Origin of the sequence: Enterobacter sp. 50793107, from assembly GCF_001463365.1 — a bacterium.
Lineage (GTDB): Bacteria > Pseudomonadota > Gammaproteobacteria > Enterobacterales > Enterobacteriaceae > Enterobacter > Enterobacter cloacae.
In genome coordinates, this window is the sequence record NZ_LNII01000158.1 from 63,926 (window position 1) to 79,906 (window position 15,981).

The following is a 15,981-nucleotide window of genomic DNA, read 5'->3' on the forward strand; positions in this document are numbered from 1 at the left end:
GTTCGCTCCTTATTTTTCCTGCCAGCTAAAGCGACGGGCGATCAGCATCAGCCCCTGCTCCAGCAGTAACCCGACCACGCCAATGATGACGATGGCGATGAGAATGTTTTCGACGTTGAGGTTGTTCCACTCATTCCAGATCCAGAAACCGATCCCTAAGCCGCCTGTCAGCATTTCGGCGGCGACAATCACCAGCCAGGCGATACCGATGGAAAGACGTACCCCGGTCAACACCGCCGGCAGCACCGCCGGGAAGAGGATCCGACGCAGAATGGTCCACTCAGAAAGCTGCAGCACACGGGCGACATTGAGGTAATCCTGCGGAATACGGCGTACCCCTTCGGCGGTGTTAATCACCATTGGCCAGATCGAACAGATAAAAATGGTCCAGCTGGAAGCCGGCTCTGCTTTCTGGAACAGCAGCAGGCCGATAGGCAGCCAGGCCAATGGGCTGACCGGGCGCAGCAGCGCAATCAGCGGGCTGAACATGCGTGAGAAAAAGGTGAAACGGCCAATCAGAAAACCGAGCGGGATACCGACTAACGCGGCCAGGCCAAAGCCCACCGCCACGCGCTGCAGGGAGGCAAGCACGTTCCAGCCGATCCCCATGTCGTTTGGCCCGTCGCGATAAAACGGATCGGCAAACAGGGTGATGGCAGAATCCAGCGTGCTCAGCGGCGTCGGAAAGCCTTTGCTGTTGATTGCCGCCAGTTGCCAGAGCACCACCAGCAGCCCCAGCCCCAGCAGCGCCGGAACGATACGCTGGAGCAGGTCGTTAATCCGGCGGGCAATCGCCGGAGGACGACGGCGAACCTGAACCGGTGGCAGGGTAATCACCTCGCCACTCACCGGCGTCTCGTGTTTTGCTTTCGTGCTGTGCAGATGCTGCATAATCAGGCCCCTTTACGGTGAATAGCGAAGCGGTTGGCATAGCCTTCAGGATCGGTACCGTTCCAGACGGTGCCGTCCATCAGGGTGCTACTGCGTAGTGGTGAAGTCGGTGTGGTAATGCCCCCCACCGCGGTGGCGGCATCCTGCCAGACCGCCGTCTGGTTGATACGCCGGGCAATGTCGACATAGTCCGGTGCAGATTTCAGCAAGCCCCAGCGGCGGAACTGGGTTAAGAACCACATGCCGTCAGAGAGCCAGGGGTAGCTGACGGCGCCGTCCTTGAAGAAACGAATCGGATGCGCGTCCTGCCAGCGCGTGCCCACCCCGTTGTCGTACTCACCCAGCATCCGTCCGGTGAGGTACTGCTCTTTGGTGTTCAGCCATGCGCGACGCGAGAGGATCTGCGCCGTATCACGTTTGTTTTCCGGTGAAGCGTCGATCCAGCGCGCGGCTTCCAGTACTGCGCTCACCAGCGCCCGTGCGGTGTGCGGATTTTTCTCCACCCAGTCGCGACGGGTACCGAGGATTTTTTCCGGGTGGTCAGCCCAGATAGACTGCGACGTTGCAGCGGTAAAACCGATGCGATCGTTAATGGCCCGGGCATTCCACGGCTCGCCGACGCAAAAGCCGACCATATTGCCAATACGCATGTTCATCACCATCTGCGGCGGCGGTACCACCACGGTGCGAACATCGTCAAACGGGTTAATGCCCGCACTGGCCAGCCAGTAGTAGAGCCACATGGCGTGCGTGCCCGTCGGGAAGGTATGCGCGAAGGTGTACGTGCCCGGTGCCTGCTGACCAATCAGTTTCTTCAGCCCGTCGAGATCGCGAACGCCCTTCTCTGCCAGATCGGCAGAGAGCGTAATCGCCTGGCCGTTCTGGTTGAGGGTCATCAGATTCGCCATCTGCTGTGGCTTACCGGCGATCCCCAGTTCCAGTCCGTACAGCAGACCGTAAAGAATGTGCGCCGCGTCCAGCTCCCCCGCGACTAACTTATCGCGCACGGCCGCCCAGCTCGCCTCTTTGGTGGGCACGATGGTAATGCCATGCTTTTTATCGAACCCTTTCAGCGCCGCGATGACCACCGGAGCGCAGTCGGTCAGCGGGATAAACCCGATGCGCACCGTCTCCTGCTCGGGTTTATCCGAGCCTGCCGCCCACGCGGCCTGCATGACACCCGGTAACAACATTGCACTGCTCGCCAGCACGCTGGCCTGCAAAAACCGCCGTCTCGACAAATCCGCCATGACCACTCCTGAAAAAAAGACAAAAAAAAGCGCCCGACAGTGCCGAAGCACCGCTGGACGCCTTTATCCCGAAGACTGATGCACCGCCGTTGGCGCACCGTCAAAATTGGTTACTGTAATAATGCAAAGCTAATGCCAGGTTTTAATGCCTTGTTTTTGTGGCTTTTGCCCCACTGGCTCTGCAAAAACGCACCTCAATCAGGCACAACGTGCCCACTGATTGTGCAGCTACTCCTTAGGGGTTAGCTGCCACAATCGCTTCACGGTAAGCAGCGCGCGGGCGATATCCACCATGCGCTGATTCTTATCCATCGCCATTTTGCGCAGCGCCGTCCACGCCTGTTCCTCACTCATGTTGTGGTGGGTCATCAGCACGCTTTTGGCTTTATCAATGGTCTTGCGCTCTTCCAGCGTATCGCGCAGCGTCGCGAGCTGGCGGGAAAGCTGTTCTATTTCACGAGCCTGCTGGCGAACCAGCGGCAGCAAAGGTTTATCCGGATAAAGCGCGAGCGGATCGTCATTCTCATCGGCACTTACCGGATGTTGAGGGTCATGATGGATACGCTCATCAACCGCCAGCATCAGGTCGGCGATAACCATCTCCTCCAGGGTGCGCAGGTACTCAAGACGCGACGTTTGCAGGGCGAACCAGTTCAGCGCCGTGTCGCCATTATCCGCAGCAGGCTGGCGGGTACAGGCCACACGCCGAAGTTGCTCCGTTTCGCGGTCGGGCTGGCAGTCCCGGGAAAAGGTGCTCTGCACATCCGCTGGGCTGTGGCTTAAAAAGATCTCAAAACAGGCCTGCTGCCCGTCAATGCGATCCACCAGCCTCTGGCGGGTGACATCATCAAAAAAACCCTGCGTGAAGCCGATAGCCCCCAGCGCCCGCTCTTGTCCCGCCAGCTCTTTGCCCTGCATCAGGCTATACAGGGCAACAAAACGCCCCGCCAGTTGCGGATCGTCAATGCTGTCGTTGAGCTGCGGCACGATACTGAGCAGATGGCGAAGCATGCGACAGTAATGCTCCATCGCCTGCGGAGCGGTAACGGTTTGTTGGTTCACCCCTTCTCGCAGGGCGCGGAGTGATTCAAGGCTCTGCAACGCTGCGGCGATGCGCTCACACACGGCGCTGCCCGGCACTGGGGAGTGTCTATCCAGAATGCCATACAGTATGGTGAGATTTTCATCCACCAGCGCCCGGCTGGCTTTGCATTCGGGGGCATAGAGCTTACCCTGTGAGCAGAGCCAGACGTTTGATGCACCGCGCTCGCACTGTAGCATATGCACCAGTTGGCTAATGCCATTCACCAGTACGCCCAGCTGTGCCAGCTTGCTGAGCTGCTCCTGGCGCAACGCTTTTGCGCGCTGGAGCCATTCGGTTGCACCCGACGAATTGCCAGCCATTAATGTCATGCTTACTCTCCCGGATAACCCTACCTGGGAGAATCAAGCAATATTCGTGCCTTAATATAAACAGGAGTTAACATGCAGAAGATTGTGATCGTCGCCAACGGGGCGGCCTACGGCAGCGAATCCCTTTTTAATAGCCTGCGTCTGGCCATAGCATTGCGCGATAACGCGAGCGAGCTGGAGCTGCGGATCTTTTTGATGTCCGACGCGGTCACCGCTGGCCTGAAAGGCCAAAAACCGGCAGAGGGCTACAACATTCAGCAGATGCTGGAGATCCTGACGGCGCAAAACGTGCCGGTTAAGCTCTGCAAAACCTGTACCGACGGGCGTGGTATCACCGGGCTGCCGCTGATTGACGGCGTGGAAATTGGCACACTTGTCGAGCTGGCCGAGTGGACGTTAGCCGCCGATAAAGTATTAACTTTTTAATAATAAACCCGTAAAAATATTATTTTCTTATGGACGCGGTTTCAGCATCAAGTTTACCTGCGGGGTTGCCGATAGGCATGGAAACAACACAGCAGGTATTTCACTTATGTTCAGATCGATTCGTGCTCGCATCATTGTCGCGACGACAGGCTGCCTGGTCGTCGCCCTTCTTCTCAATACCGTCATTAATTTCCAGGTCACGCGCCAGGATAATCAGCAGTCGCAGCGTGACATTCTGACCAGCACCAGCGCCAGCCATAACATGGCGATTGCCGACTGGGTGAAAAGCAAAATGACGGTCATTGCCTCCGCCCAGAGCGTGGCGCTGAGTGACGACCCGGTACCGGTCTTTAAACAACTCGCCCAGGCGGGAGGCTTCACCAACGTCTATGTGGGCTATGCCACTAAAACGGCGAAATTCTCTGAGCCTGCGGGCGTGCCTGCGGATTATGACCCGACCATTCGCCCCTGGTATCAGCAGGTGGTCAGCCAGGACGGACCGGTGGTGACCGCGCCTTACGTGGACGCCGGAACCGGAAAACTGGTGGTAACTTTTGCGGTACCGGTAAAAGAAAACGGGACCCTGAAAGCGGTGGTGGCGGGCGACGTGGCCATGGATAGCGTGGTCGCTAACGTGCGCGGCATTCACCCGACCCCGGCCAGCAGCGGGTTACTTCTGAACAGTGACGGCAGCGTTATCGCCGCCAACGATCCGGCCCTGACGTTAAAACCGTTTGCAGAAACCATTACCGGCACCGATTTAGTGACCCTGAAAAGCGGTGAACCGGTTGATGGCACATTTGACGGCGGTGATAAAACCCTCGTGGCCACGGCCGTTCCGGGAACAAACTGGATGCTGGTGGTCGCGCTCGACAATAACGACGCCACCTCCGGCATGCGCTCGCTGCTGAAAGCCTCGGCGCTCTCGCTGGTGATCCTCGCCCTGCTGAGCGGCGCGCTTGTCCACATTCTTATTGCCCGCCTGCTCAAGCGGTTGTCCGATATCCGCGACGCGATGCATAACATCGCCAACGGTACCAACGATCTCTCCCAGCGCCTGCCGGAGAGCGGTAACGACGAAGTGGCGCAAATCGCCCAGGCGTTTAACGCCTTTAGCGATAAGCTCTCGGTGGTGATGATCCAACTGCGTGATGCCAGCGCCTCGGTGAAAAATGCCGCCCAGGAGATTGCGGCTGGCAACCAGGATCTCTCCGGGCGCACCGAGCAGGCAGCCTCCAGCCTGCGTGAAACCGCCAGCGCCGTAGAGCAGATCACCGCGTCGGTGACTCAGTCAAATGAGTCCGCGGCAGAAGCGAATGAACAGGCCAGTAAAGCCTCCGCTGCGGCCTCACGCGGCGGTGAGGTCGTCTCTCAGGCCATCAGCACCATGCAATCCATTGAAGTGGCTTCGGCAAAAATTGGCGATATCACCAGCGTGATTGATGGCATCGCCTTCCAGACCAATATCCTGGCGCTGAACGCCTCGGTGGAAGCAGCGCGCGCCGGTGAGCAGGGCCGCGGGTTTGCCGTGGTGGCAGGCGAAGTACGTAACCTGGCGAGCCGCAGCGCCCAGGCGGCGAAGGAGATCAAATCGCTTATCGACTCCACCACCGACAGCGTGGCAACCGGCTCCCGCTATGTACATCTGGCCGGGGAAAGCATGGATGAGATCCGCGCCAGCATCGGCAGTGTCTCGGGTATCATGCGTGAAATTTCCATCGCCACCAGCGAGCAGATGAAAGGCATCCATGAGATCAACCATGCTGTCACGCACCTCGACAGAATGGTGCAGCAGAACGCTGAACTGGTGGTGCAATCCGCCGCAGCCGCCAGCGCCCTGCAGAGCCAGGCGGGCGACCTTGCTGAAACTGCCGGACATTTCCGCATTTAATTTTCTTCTGGCGCGCCTTCACCGTGTAAACGCGCGCCAGCTGAATGCTTTCAGGTATTTTGTCATTTTTGTTTAAACGTTATGCCATTTTTTGATCAAAATCAGCATCCCGACGCTCCCCTTTTGGTGTTATGCCATGAGTGAATTGTGAACAACATCACGCTCGGAAATGGCAGCAGGGAGAGCGTTGTTTAAGACTTCGGGGTAAATAAATGGCACTGGTAAAAACAAGTTTGAAACTGTTTGGCGGGGATACGGTAGTGGTGCGTTGTTCAGAGCGCTGCCGTATTCATTTGATGAGTGCGAAGGCACAAAAACAATCGCAGGCAGATATCCTGACCGTGCAGGATGATAAGGCGTGGCTAACCGTCCCTTATACCGGCACATGGGATGTCCTGATTGACAGCCATAGTCAGTCACTCGAACACTCAGTCAGCTACGTGGCCGCTTAAAAACAGACGCCCGGTCTGCACTCTCGCAGCCGGGCGTATTATCAGGCAAAACCCGGACGCAGCGGGTTATTCAGCGGATTTCCTTCCAGCAGTGCTTTCACCTTCGCTACCAGCTCATTCAGACACTCGTCCTGCATGCCGAGGCGCGTCAGTTCCTGATCGAGTGAAAACAGATACTGTGCGTTTGTGCCGAGCGGTCCACTGGCCGCCGCAATCAACGGCGCGATCACCTGCGTGCGGGTATCCGCTTCATACAGGGGATGGCGCGGATCCATAATAAACACCAGCGCGTTGACGGTGCGTCCGTCATCAAGTTCCAGCTTGCACCAGCTTGGCATATAGCAGCCGGTGATCATCTCGCGCTTCCAGAGCAGCGTCAGCTCCTCTTCGAGGGTGGCATCCGGCAGGCGATACGCCACCCCCGTGGTGCGTCCGCCCTCTTTCAGTGCAAGCATACGTCCCGGCTGACAGGCACTTCCGCGTCCGGCGGTTAATCGCAGACAAAATGCGCGATGCCACCCCGGGAGCGTACCTGTCGCCGATTCGACAAATTCCAGAGCCGGGTTCCACATCAGCGAACCGTAGCCAAAAATCCATACCGGGCCATCATCCGGGCGGCAGGCAAGCGTGGCAGCGAGCGACGCCGCACGTTGTTCAGCTGACCAGAGAAGCGATTCCTCAATAGCACCAAATGCCGTCTTACAATCTGCCTTCATTAAGAAATCACGCGTTAACACTTTACACCTCCGCCACTGCATGCTTCCTTGCGACATCTGTAATTCACCTTCCCGGCATTATCTACTGGTCATTTTGCCAGCAGTTGAATAACGATAAGCAATTCGCGGGCCAGTTGCAATACAACGGCAGTTCAACCGCCTGAAAAGTCAAAATGAAGGCAGCTTATTATTTTACGGCTATTTCTTTTTATGCCATTTATCATCGTCTCCTTTCTCGTAGTCATGTTTTACTGCCGCCCAGGCCACTTTATGCGCCGTCTCTTCCCGGCTGGCATCGTCCCGACGATCGTCTTTATCTTTGTATTGATCCCAGGCGCTGTTAAACGCCTCTTTATAGATATCCTGCGCATGTGCGGGCAGTACGTTTTGCACGTTATCGGGTAAATCGCGTTTCGTTTTATATGGCATCACTAACCTCTCTTTTGCTTAAAAAGATAAGTGTGGACGACGATGCTGCAAGCTGCCAGTCGCGGATAAATTTTGAAGAATTAATTAAGTTAATTACATGTTATTTAATATGTATTAATCAAAAATATGACATTATGGATATCAGGAGACTTAAAACAGGATTAGGGTAAAATTAAGTAAAATATAAAGGGTATTTAACAGAGATCTGTTAATGTAATGACCTCAAAATTCTATCTATAATTACAAGCACCTGCATTGATGGAGAAGCACATGACAGCAGCACACGAGGCGGTAAAAACCCGCCACAAGGAGACGTCGCTCATTTTCCCGGTTCTGGCACTGGCTGTGCTGCTCTTCTGGGGAAGCAGTCAGTCACTGCCAGTGGTGGTTGGTATCAATATTCTTGCGCTGGTAGGGATTTTAACCAGTGCCTTTAGCGTGGTTCGCCATGCCGATGTCCTGGCCCACCGTCTGGGCGAGCCGTATGGATCGTTAATTCTCAGCCTTTCCGTTGTGATTCTTGAGGTCAGCCTCATTTCCGCGCTGATGGCGACCGGCGACGCCGCACCAACCCTGATGCGCGATACGCTCTATTCCATCATTATGATTGTGACCGGTGGTCTGGTGGGCTTTTCACTGTTGCTGGGTGGCCGTAAGTTCGCCACCCAGTATATGAACCTGTTTGGCATTAAACAGTATTTGATCGCCCTGTTCCCGCTGGCGATTATCGTGCTGGTTTTCCCGATGGCGCTGCCGGGAGCAAACTTCTCTACCGGTCAGGCGCTGCTGGTCGCATTGATTTCCGCCGCCATGTATGGCGTGTTCCTGTTGATTCAGACCAAAACGCACCAGAGTCTGTTTGTGTACGAGCATGAAGACGACAGCGACGACGATGACCCGCACCATGGCAAACCATCTGCCCACAGCAGCGCGTGGCACACGGTTTGGCTGATCGTACATCTGATTGCGGTTATCGCCGTCACCAAGATGAACGCCAACCCGCTGGAGACACTGTTAACCGAGATGAATGCCCCGGTGGCGTTTACCGGCTTCCTGGTGGCGCTGCTGATCCTCTCGCCGGAAGGGCTGGGCGCGCTGAAAGCGGTGCTGAACAATCAGGTACAGCGCGCCATGAACCTGTTCTTCGGCTCGGTACTGGCGACCATTTCGCTTACCGTTCCGGTGGTGACGCTGATTGCCTTTATGACCGGTAACGAGCTGCAGTTTGCGCTGGGGGCGCCGGAGATGATTGTGATGGTAGCGTCACTGCTGCTGTGTCAGATTTCGTTCTCAACCGGGCGCACCAATGTACTTAACGGCGCGGCGCATATGGCGCTGTTTGTGGCGTATCTGATGACGATATTTGCGTAGTTTTATCTGGTGCGGGCTGATGCCCTCACCCCAACCCTCTCCCACGGGGAGAGGGAGAAAAAAAACCCGCCGAAGCGGGTTTTTTTATTAATTGCTGGTATCCAGCTCGTCGAAGCTCTTCACCAGATCGTCAATCGCTTTGATCTGTTTCAGGAACGGCTCCAGTTTGTCCAGCGGCAGCGCGGACGGACCGTCGCATTTCGCATTCGCCGGATCCGGGTGCGCTTCAATGAACAGACCCGCCAGGCCGGTCGCCATACCGGCGCGCGCCAGTTCGGTCACCTGCGCACGACGGCCACCAGACGCGGCGCCAAACGGGTCGCGGCACTGCAGAGAGTGGGTCACGTCAAAGATCACCGGAGACTGGTTAGAGACGTTTTTCATCACGGTGAAGCCCAGCATGTCCACAACCAGGTTGTCGTAACCGAAGTTGGAACCACGGTCGCACAGGATCACCTTGTCGTTACCGCCTTCGATAAACTTATCGACGATGTTCCCCATCTGCCCTGGGCTCACGAACTGCGGCTTCTTCACGTTGATGACCGCACCGGTTTTGGCCATCGCTTCCACCAGGTCAGTCTGACGAGCCAGGAACGCTGGCAGCTGAATAACGTCAACCACGTCAGCCACAGGCTGCGCCTGAGACGCCTCGTGAACGTCGGTGATCACTTTCACGCCAAAGGTCTGCTTCAGCTCCTGGAAAATTTTCATCCCCTCTTCCAGGCCCGGGCCACGGTAGGAGTGAATGGAAGAGCGGTTGGCTTTGTCAAAAGAGGCTTTAAACACGTACGGGATGCCCAGCTTCTGGGTCACGGTCACGTAGTGCTCGCAGATACGCATGGCGAGATCGCGGGATTCCAGCACGTTCATACCGCCAAACAGCACGAACGGCAGGTCGTTTGCCACGTTGATATCACCAATGCTAACCACTTTTTGTTTCATAGGATCGCCTTATTCAGGTGTGAATCGGAATTAAGATTAATGCAGTGTAATTTGTTTGTGCGAGATCGCGTTGATCTGCGCGCGAATCATTTCGCTGATCGGGTCTTCCGGGCATTGCTCGACGAAATAGCTTAAATCGTTCAGCGCCACATGCTCGCAGTCGAGCTGGGCATAAATCAGCCCGCGGTCGCGAATTTCGTACGGGTCTTCCGGATTAAATTGCAGCAGCACTTCGCTGGCGCGCAAGGCCAGCTCCATCTGCCGCTCTTCCATCAGTGCAGATTTCAGCGTATCCAGCAGCTTGCGGATCACTTCGGCGTTATCGGCTTCGTCGAGATCTTCGTTAAAGAGCTCGGCCACCGGGCTGATATTACCTTTCAGCCAGACATCCAGCGTATGTTCATCCAGCGTATCGCCGTTAAACGGATTGATTAACCACATCTCCCCGTCCAGCCACTCGGCACGCAGGATCATCTGCGTCGGGAAAATGACCGGCACCAGTGGAATATCCAGACGGTGCGCGATCCACAGCAAAATAGAGCCCAGCGCAACGGCGCTGCCCTGACGATTTTTTAAGACCTGGTCCAGCCATAATGCGTCAGACAGGCGATACACGCCACGCGTGTCGCAGAAACCCCACTCGCCGTAGAAAAGCTCCAGCAGCTTTTCCAGTTGCCAGTCCTGCGGACGCGCCTGATTGATCTCTTCGCGCGCCAGGCTGACCAGACTTTCCAGCTCATCGTAGACATACTGCGACGTAAAATCGTCGCGAATCATCTCCGAAATCAGGATCATGCCATCGCAGAGCGGCACTTTATTAAATTCGAAATCGGCTAAGGACCTCATGACTTACCCCAGTAACGGTATTCTAGTGGTGGCGAGTTTAATGATGATGTACAGCACCACCAGACCCAGCAGAAAGGCGATAAACCCGACCTGCTGGCTGCGCGGACGACGACGTCCAGGCGCGATAAAACCCAAAACGATATATACCCATCATACTTCAAGCTGCATGCGCGTTGGCTGCGCTCGCTCACCTCAGTCACATAGTTAACTATGCTCCTGAGGACTCGCTCTCTTGCCGCCTTCATGCAACTCGAATTATTTTGGGTATAGATGATAACGCCAAACAGCTTTTCAGTCAGCCATGCGCCTTTATCAGTAAATGGCAGATAACCTGTTTTCACTGCCACTGCCACTGCCCCAGCGTCAGACGCTCGTTACCGCCGTAGTCGCGGCAGGTCTCGACAGCAGCATAACCCGTCTGCCTGAAAAGCCCACGCACCGCCTCCCCCTGCGTCCAGCCATGCTCCACCAGCAGCCAGCCGCCGGGCAGGAGATGTTGTCGTGACGTTGTCACAATGTGTTCCAGATCGGCCAGCCCTGCATTACCTGCGACCAGCGCCGTCAGCGGTTCAAAGCGAACATCCCCCTGCGCCAGGTGCGGGTCGTGTTCGTCAATATAGGGCGGATTACTGACAATCATCGCGAACGTCTGCTTCTCCAGCGCACTGAACCAGCTGCTTTGCAGCACGGTCACATTAGTCACGCCCAGTCGCTCAACGTTACGCTGCGCCAGCGCCACCGCGTCGGGCATCACATCAACAGCCGTTACCGCGCAATCGGGCCGCTCGGTGGCGAGCGCCAGCGCGATTGCGCCAGTGCCCGTTCCAAGATCAAGAATGCGGCTGGCCGCTGCGGCTAACCGCGCCAGCGCCTGCTCCACCAGACATTCGGTGTCGGGACGTGGGATCAGCGTCGCCGCTGAGACGAACAAGGGTAACGACCAGAACTCGCGCTCCCCGACCAGATGTGCCACCGGCTCGCCGGTTTTACGGCGGGCAAGCAGCGCGGACAGCTGCGCTTCCTGCTCTACGGTCAGTTCGGTTTCACCGAAGGCCAACAGATACGTGCGGGCTTTTCCCGTCACATATTCCAGCAAAATTTCGGCGTCGCGCTTCGGGCTTTCACTGTCAGAGAGCGCGCCGGTGGCCTGGCGTAACCAGCTCTGAAAATCCATTATTCCTGCTCGGACAATGCCGCCAGCTGGTCGGCCTGGTATTCCTGCACGATAGGCTCAATCAGCATATCGAGCTTGCCTTCCATCACCTCATCCAGACGGTATAACGTCAGGTTGATGCGGTGGTCGGTCACGCGGCCCTGCGGGAAGTTGTAGGTACGGTTACGGTCGCTACGATCGCCGCTGCCCAGCAGGTTACGACGGGTAGAAGCTTCCGCCTGCTGACGTTTTGCCATTTCCGCCGCGTGAATACGCGCACCCAGCACGGACAGCGCTTTGGCTTTGTTTTTGTGCTGAGAGCGTTCGTCCTGACACTCCACCACAATGCCGGTTGGCAGGTGGGTAATACGGATGGCGGAGTCGGTGGTGTTAACGTGCTGACCACCCGCCCCGGAAGAACGGAAGGTATCGATACGCAGATCCGCCGGGTTAATGTCCGGCAGTTCCGCTTCCGGCAGCTCTGGCATCACCGCAACCGTGCAGGCTGAAGTGTGAATACGGCCCTGCGACTCGGTCGCCGGTACACGCTGCACACGATGGCCGCCGGACTCAAACTTGAGACGGCCATACACGCCGTCACCGCTGATTTTGGCGATCACCTCTTTAAAACCGCCGTGCTCGCCTTCGTTGGCGCTCATGATCTCCACGCGCCAGCGACGCGATTCGGCGTAACGGCTGTACATGCGGAACAGGTCTCCGGCGAACAGTGCTGCCTCATCACCGCCCGTTCCGGCGCGGACTTCCACAAACGCATTACGCTCGTCGTCTGGATCTTTCGGCAGCAGAAGCACCTGCAGCTGTTGCTCCATCTCTTCTGAGCGCGCTTTGGCATCCTGCAGCTCTTCCTGCGCCATTTCGCGCATTTCAGGATCGTCGAGCATCATCTGCGCGGTTTCGATATCTTCCTGAACCTGTTGCCAGTCGGTAAAGCATTTTGAAACATCACTTAACTGCGCATATTCACGCGACAGTGCGCGAAAACGTTCCTGGTCCGCAATGGTCCCGGCATCGCCGAGCAGCGCCTGGACTTCTTCATGGCGCTCGTGCAGAGCTTCCAGTTTAGCGACGATAGAAGGCTTCATAGGCGTAAGTGCACCTTGTAATAGAAAATGGGTATAGGGCGCTATTCCAGCCCGAGGCTGTTGCGCAGAATAGTCAGGCGTTCATCGTCCCCGTCACGGGCAGCCTGCTGGAGTGATTTGGTTGGTGCATGGATCAAGCGATTGGTCAGTTTCCAGGCCAGATCCTGCATAATAGCGTGTGCGTCGCCGCCCTGTTCCAGAGCTGCTAACGCTTTGGCAGTCAGGTCATCACGCACCTGCTCCGCCTGACCGCGATATTCGCGGATGGTCTCGCTGACGCTTTGCGCGCGCAGCCAGGCCATAAATTCACTGGCTTCCTGCTCGACAATGGTTTCCGCCTGCACCGCTGCCGCTTTACGCTGGGCAAGGTTGTGCGAAATGATGCTTTGCAGGTCATCCACGCTGTAGAGATAGGCGTTGGCCAGTTTGCCAACCTCCGGTTCGACATCACGCGGAACGGCGATATCCACCAGCAGCATTGGCTGATTACGACGGGATTTCAGCGCGCGCTCTACCATCCCTTTACCGATAATCGGCAGCGGGCTGGCGGTAGAACTGATGATGATATCCGCCTCTTTCAGACGTTCGTCGATCTCGCTCAGCGCAATCACCTCGGCCCCGACTTCGTCTGCCAGCACCTGTGCACGCTCGCGGGTGCGGTTAGCGATAACCATCTTTTTCACTTTATGCTCGCGCAGATGGCGCGCCACAAGCTCAATGGTTTCGCCCGCGCCGACCAGCATCACGGTGACGGTCGACAGGGATTCGAAGATTTGACGTGCAAGGGTACAGGCCGCGAACGCAACAGAAACCGCACTGGCACCAATGTCGGTTTCGGTTCGCACACGCTTCGCCACGGAGAATGACTTCTGGAACATACGCTCCAGCTCGCTGGCTTTCAGATGCCCTTTTTGCGAATCCGCAAACGCTTTTTTTACCTGACCGAGAATTTGCGGCTCGCCCAGTACCAGCGAATCCAGACCGCTCGCGACACGCATAAGATGGCTTACCGCATCGTTATCCTGATGCCAGTACAGGCTCTTACGCAGCTCGTCTTCGTTGAGATTGTGGTAGTCGCATAACCAGCGGATCAGCGCTTCATGCAGGTTATCCTGCTCTTCCACGCTTAAGTAAAGCTCGGTACGGTTGCACGTCGAGAGCACCACCCCGCCCTGCACCATCGGTTGTGCAAGCAGGCTATCCAGCGCCAGGTCAAGCGTATCCGGCGAAAACGTGACGCGTTCTCGCAGCGAAACCGGGGCGGTTTTGTGGTTGATGCCGAGTGCTAATAGGGTCATGTTGAGCGGGAGTAGTACCAGCGTTAATAAGGTTAGCAAGACGCATCATACAGGATGCGCGAGATCAATAAAAGAGACTGCCCCCTTTCGGAGTAATAGGTTACTCAACGCTTTGAGATAATTTGAACGTAGACGGTGACACCCTTCAACGCTAGCATTAACAGTTATAACTGCAACGTATCTCAAGGATTTGTCCTCATTATGACCCGACTGATTCGCCTGCTGCCGCTGGCAGCACTGGTTCTGACCGCATGTTCTGTCACTCAACCAAAAGGCCCGGGCAAAAGCCCTGACTCACCACAGTGGCGTCAGCACCAGCAGGACGTACGTAATTTAAGTCAGTACCAGACCCGCGGCGCGTTTGCTTATCTCTCTGACGAACAAAAGGTTTATGCCCGCTTCTTCTGGCAGCAAACGGGGCAAGATAACTACCGCCTGCTGCTGCTGAACCCGTTGGGCAGTACCGAGCTGGAGCTTAACGCTAAGCCGGGTGAAGCGCAGATCACGGATAACAAAGGCCAGCACTACACCGCCACCGACGCGGAAGAGATGATTGGCAAACTGACCGGAATGCCTATCCCGCTGAACAGCCTGCGCCAGTGGATCCTGGGCCTGCCGGGTGACGCCACCGACTACACCCTGGACGATCAGTACCGTCTGAGCCAGGTGAACTACACGCAGAACGGTAAAACCTGGAAGGTGGTGTACAGCGCCTATGACAGCAACAGTAAACCATCGCTGCCATCGAATATGGAGCTGACGCAGGGTAACCAGCGCATCAAGCTGAAAATGGACAACTGGATCGTTAAATGATGACCCACTGGCCCTCTCCGGCAAAACTTAACCTGTTTTTATATATCACCGGCCAACGTGCTGACGGGTATCACACCCTGCAGACGCTGTTTCAGTTTATCGATTATGGCGACACGCTCTCGATTGAGCTGCGTCAGGACGGGCAGATCTGTCTGCTGACGCCAGTGGAAGGCGTAGCGCATGAGGATAACCTGATCGTGCGCGCCGCGCGTCTGCTGATGAACGCTGCGGCTGATACCGGGCGCTTGCCCGCCGGGAGCGGTGCGGATATTCGCATTGCGAAGCGTCTGCCGATGGGCGGTGGGCTGGGTGGCGGTTCATCCAATGCCGCGACCGTCCTGGTCGCCCTGAATCATCTTTGGGGCTGCGGATTGTCAACGGATGAACTGGCCGCGTTAGGGTTAACGCTGGGGGCGGATGTCCCGGTGTTTGTGCGCGGTCATGCAGCATTTGCTGAAGGGGTGGGTGAAATCCTCTCCCCGGTTGAACCGCCGGAAAAATGGTACCTCGTAGCCCATCCAGGCGTCAGCATTCCGACTCCGGTCATCTTCAAAGATCCTGAGCTGCCACGCAATACCCCGGCGCGGTCAATAGAAACGTTATTAAATTGTGAATTCAGCAACGATTGCGAGGTTATCGCAAGAAAACGTTTTCGCGAGGTTGATGCGGCGCTTTCCTGGCTGTTAGAATACGCGCCGTCGCGCCTGACTGGTACAGGGGCCTGTGTCTTTGCTGAATTTGACACCGAATCCGCCGCTCGTCAGGTGCTTGAGCAAGCGCCGGATTGGCTGCATGGTTTTGTAGCGCGCGGGATGAACACCTCCCCCCTACAGCAGGCCATTCTGGCGCAGACTGAGTTTCGGTGACAACGTCACCCTGTTCCAGACGTTGCATCGCGCTCTTTAATACACCGCCTGGATAGCATTTCGCCTGGCCCCGCACAGTTTGCGGCGAACGCTATCCACCACTGGACGCATGCCTGAGGTT

16 protein-coding genes and 2 pseudogenes are annotated in these 15,981 nt (G+C 56.5%); 6 read left to right on the forward strand and 12 right to left on the reverse strand.

Annotated elements, in window-relative coordinates; translation table 11 throughout:
* Nucleotides 1–9: 9 nt before the first annotated feature.
* The 3 genes from ntrB to nasR all read right to left on the reverse strand — a co-directional run bounded on the left by ntrB (nucleotide 10) and on the right by nasR (nucleotide 3,554).
* Nucleotides 10–891, reverse strand: a complete 882-nt coding sequence (gene ntrB / locus APU11_RS20245; protein ID WP_045294324.1) for a nitrate ABC transporter permease — start codon at nucleotides 889–891, stop codon at nucleotides 10–12.
* Between the two features lie 2 nt (nucleotides 892–893).
* Nucleotides 894–2,141: a CmpA/NrtA family ABC transporter substrate-binding protein gene (locus APU11_RS20250; protein ID WP_045294325.1), complete on the reverse strand. Its 1,248-nt coding sequence runs from the start codon at nucleotides 2,139–2,141 to the stop codon at nucleotides 894–896.
* Between the two features lie 228 nt (nucleotides 2,142–2,369).
* A complete protein-coding gene (nasR, locus tag APU11_RS20255) occupies nucleotides 2,370–3,554 on the reverse strand; it encodes a nitrate regulatory protein NasR (protein ID WP_045294327.1) in 1,185 nt (394 codons plus the stop codon).
* 72 nt (nucleotides 3,555–3,626) lie between these two features.
* Here nasR and APU11_RS20260 point away from each other — a divergent pair, with 72 nt between their 5' ends.
* From APU11_RS20260 to APU11_RS20270, 3 genes are all read left to right on the forward strand, one after another.
* On the forward strand, nucleotides 3,627–3,980 hold the full coding sequence (locus APU11_RS20260; protein ID WP_013096245.1) for a DsrE/DsrF/TusD sulfur relay family protein: 354 nt from the start codon (nucleotides 3,627–3,629) through the stop codon (nucleotides 3,978–3,980).
* Between the two features lie 106 nt (nucleotides 3,981–4,086).
* Nucleotides 4,087–5,871: a methyl-accepting chemotaxis protein gene (locus APU11_RS20265; RefSeq protein WP_045294329.1), complete on the forward strand. Its 1,785-nt coding sequence runs from the start codon at nucleotides 4,087–4,089 to the stop codon at nucleotides 5,869–5,871.
* A gap of 212 nt (nucleotides 5,872–6,083) precedes the next feature.
* Complete coding sequence (locus tag APU11_RS20270) at nucleotides 6,084–6,323, forward strand: DUF1883 domain-containing protein (RefSeq protein WP_013096243.1); 240 nt, start codon at nucleotides 6,084–6,086, stop codon at nucleotides 6,321–6,323.
* Between the two features lie 41 nt (nucleotides 6,324–6,364).
* On the opposite strand, the gene APU11_RS20275 is transcribed toward APU11_RS20270, so the two are convergent.
* Nucleotides 6,365–7,060 carry a gamma-glutamylcyclotransferase gene (locus tag APU11_RS20275; protein ID WP_013096242.1) on the reverse strand — a complete coding sequence of 232 codons (696 nt, stop codon included), beginning with the start codon at nucleotides 7,058–7,060 and terminating at the stop codon, nucleotides 6,365–6,367.
* A 177-nt stretch (nucleotides 7,061–7,237) separates the two neighbouring features.
* Nucleotides 7,238–7,468: a putative cation transport regulator ChaB gene (gene chaB / locus APU11_RS20280; protein WP_013096240.1), complete on the reverse strand. Its 231-nt coding sequence runs from the start codon at nucleotides 7,466–7,468 to the stop codon at nucleotides 7,238–7,240.
* 270 nt (nucleotides 7,469–7,738) lie between these two features.
* Here chaB and chaA point away from each other — a divergent pair, with 270 nt between their 5' ends.
* Nucleotides 7,739–8,839 (forward strand): sodium-potassium/proton antiporter ChaA, encoded by a 1,101-nt coding sequence (gene chaA, locus APU11_RS20285; protein WP_013096238.1) that lies wholly within the window; start codon nucleotides 7,739–7,741, stop codon nucleotides 8,837–8,839.
* Between the two features lie 87 nt (nucleotides 8,840–8,926).
* Here the strand turns inward: chaA and kdsA are convergent, their stop codons facing one another.
* From kdsA to hemA, 7 genes and pseudogenes are all read right to left on the reverse strand, one after another.
* A complete protein-coding gene (gene kdsA, locus APU11_RS20290; protein ID WP_013096237.1) occupies nucleotides 8,927–9,781 on the reverse strand; it encodes a 3-deoxy-8-phosphooctulonate synthase in 855 nt (284 codons plus the stop codon).
* Between the two features lie 36 nt (nucleotides 9,782–9,817).
* A complete protein-coding gene (sirB1, locus tag APU11_RS20295; protein WP_013096236.1) occupies nucleotides 9,818–10,627 on the reverse strand; it encodes an invasion regulator SirB1 in 810 nt (269 codons plus the stop codon).
* A 3-nt stretch (nucleotides 10,628–10,630) separates the two neighbouring features.
* Nucleotides 10,631–10,774: pseudogene (locus APU11_RS20300) on the reverse strand (siroheme synthase); the annotation flags it as partial.
* Between the two features lie 119 nt (nucleotides 10,775–10,893).
* Nucleotides 10,894–10,989, reverse strand: a pseudogene (locus APU11_RS29010) (siroheme synthase); the annotation flags it as partial.
* A complete protein-coding gene (gene prmC / locus APU11_RS20305) occupies nucleotides 10,965–11,801 on the reverse strand; it encodes a peptide chain release factor N(5)-glutamine methyltransferase (protein ID WP_060578711.1) in 837 nt (278 codons plus the stop codon). The gene prmC and the pseudogene APU11_RS29010, both read right to left, overlap by 25 nt.
* Nucleotides 11,801–12,883 (reverse strand): peptide chain release factor 1, encoded by a 1,083-nt coding sequence (gene prfA / locus APU11_RS20310; protein ID WP_013096233.1) that lies wholly within the window; start codon nucleotides 12,881–12,883, stop codon nucleotides 11,801–11,803. Before prfA ends, prmC begins: the two co-directional genes overlap by 1 nt.
* A gap of 41 nt (nucleotides 12,884–12,924) precedes the next feature.
* Nucleotides 12,925–14,181, reverse strand: coding sequence for a glutamyl-tRNA reductase (gene hemA / locus APU11_RS20315; RefSeq protein WP_013096232.1), 1,257 nt, complete (start codon nucleotides 14,179–14,181; stop codon nucleotides 12,925–12,927).
* Nucleotides 14,182–14,382: 201 nt separating this feature from the next.
* Between hemA and lolB the strand changes: the two genes are divergently transcribed.
* Together lolB and ispE are read left to right on the forward strand one after the other, a co-directional pair.
* The gene (gene lolB / locus APU11_RS20320) at nucleotides 14,383–14,994 is read left to right on the forward strand and encodes a lipoprotein insertase outer membrane protein LolB (RefSeq protein ID WP_029882734.1); all 612 of its coding nucleotides are present in this window, start codon (nucleotides 14,383–14,385) and stop codon (nucleotides 14,992–14,994) included.
* Entirely contained in the window at nucleotides 14,991–15,860 is an 870-nt protein-coding gene (ispE, locus tag APU11_RS20325; RefSeq protein ID WP_013096230.1) for a 4-(cytidine 5'-diphospho)-2-C-methyl-D-erythritol kinase, read from the forward strand. The genes lolB and ispE overlap by 4 nt, the downstream gene beginning before the upstream one ends.
* The last annotated feature ends 121 nt before the right edge of the window (nucleotides 15,861–15,981 follow it).

Excerpts from the sequence above, each read along its gene's own strand:
- chaB (WP_013096240.1), bottom strand. The coding sequence starts at position 7,468 with ATGCCATATAAAACGAAACGCGATTTACCCGATAACGTGCAAAACGTA.
- prmC (WP_060578711.1), bottom strand. The coding sequence starts at position 11,801 with ATGGATTTTCAGAGCTGGTTACGCCAGGCCACCGGCGCGCTCTCTGAC.
- APU11_RS20265 (WP_045294329.1), top strand. The coding sequence starts at position 4,087 with ATGTTCAGATCGATTCGTGCTCGCATCATTGTCGCGACGACAGGCTGC.
- nasR (WP_045294327.1), bottom strand. The coding sequence starts at position 3,554 with ATGACATTAATGGCTGGCAATTCGTCGGGTGCAACCGAATGGCTCCAG.
- kdsA (WP_013096237.1), bottom strand. The coding sequence starts at position 9,781 with ATGAAACAAAAAGTGGTTAGCATTGGTGATATCAACGTGGCAAACGAC.
- ispE (WP_013096230.1), top strand. The coding sequence starts at position 14,991 with ATGATGACCCACTGGCCCTCTCCGGCAAAACTTAACCTGTTTTTATAT.
- prfA (WP_013096233.1), bottom strand. The coding sequence starts at position 12,883 with ATGAAGCCTTCTATCGTCGCTAAACTGGAAGCTCTGCACGAGCGCCAT.
- lolB (WP_029882734.1), top strand. The coding sequence starts at position 14,383 with ATGACCCGACTGATTCGCCTGCTGCCGCTGGCAGCACTGGTTCTGACC.
- APU11_RS20260 (WP_013096245.1), top strand. The coding sequence starts at position 3,627 with ATGCAGAAGATTGTGATCGTCGCCAACGGGGCGGCCTACGGCAGCGAA.
- hemA (WP_013096232.1), bottom strand. The coding sequence starts at position 14,181 with ATGACCCTATTAGCACTCGGCATCAACCACAAAACCGCCCCGGTTTCG.
- sirB1 (WP_013096236.1), bottom strand. The coding sequence starts at position 10,627 with ATGAGGTCCTTAGCCGATTTCGAATTTAATAAAGTGCCGCTCTGCGAT.
- chaA (WP_013096238.1), top strand. The coding sequence starts at position 7,739 with ATGACAGCAGCACACGAGGCGGTAAAAACCCGCCACAAGGAGACGTCG.
- ntrB (WP_045294324.1), bottom strand. The coding sequence starts at position 891 with ATGCAGCATCTGCACAGCACGAAAGCAAAACACGAGACGCCGGTGAGT.
- APU11_RS20250 (WP_045294325.1), bottom strand. The coding sequence starts at position 2,141 with ATGGCGGATTTGTCGAGACGGCGGTTTTTGCAGGCCAGCGTGCTGGCG.
- APU11_RS20270 (WP_013096243.1), top strand. The coding sequence starts at position 6,084 with ATGGCACTGGTAAAAACAAGTTTGAAACTGTTTGGCGGGGATACGGTA.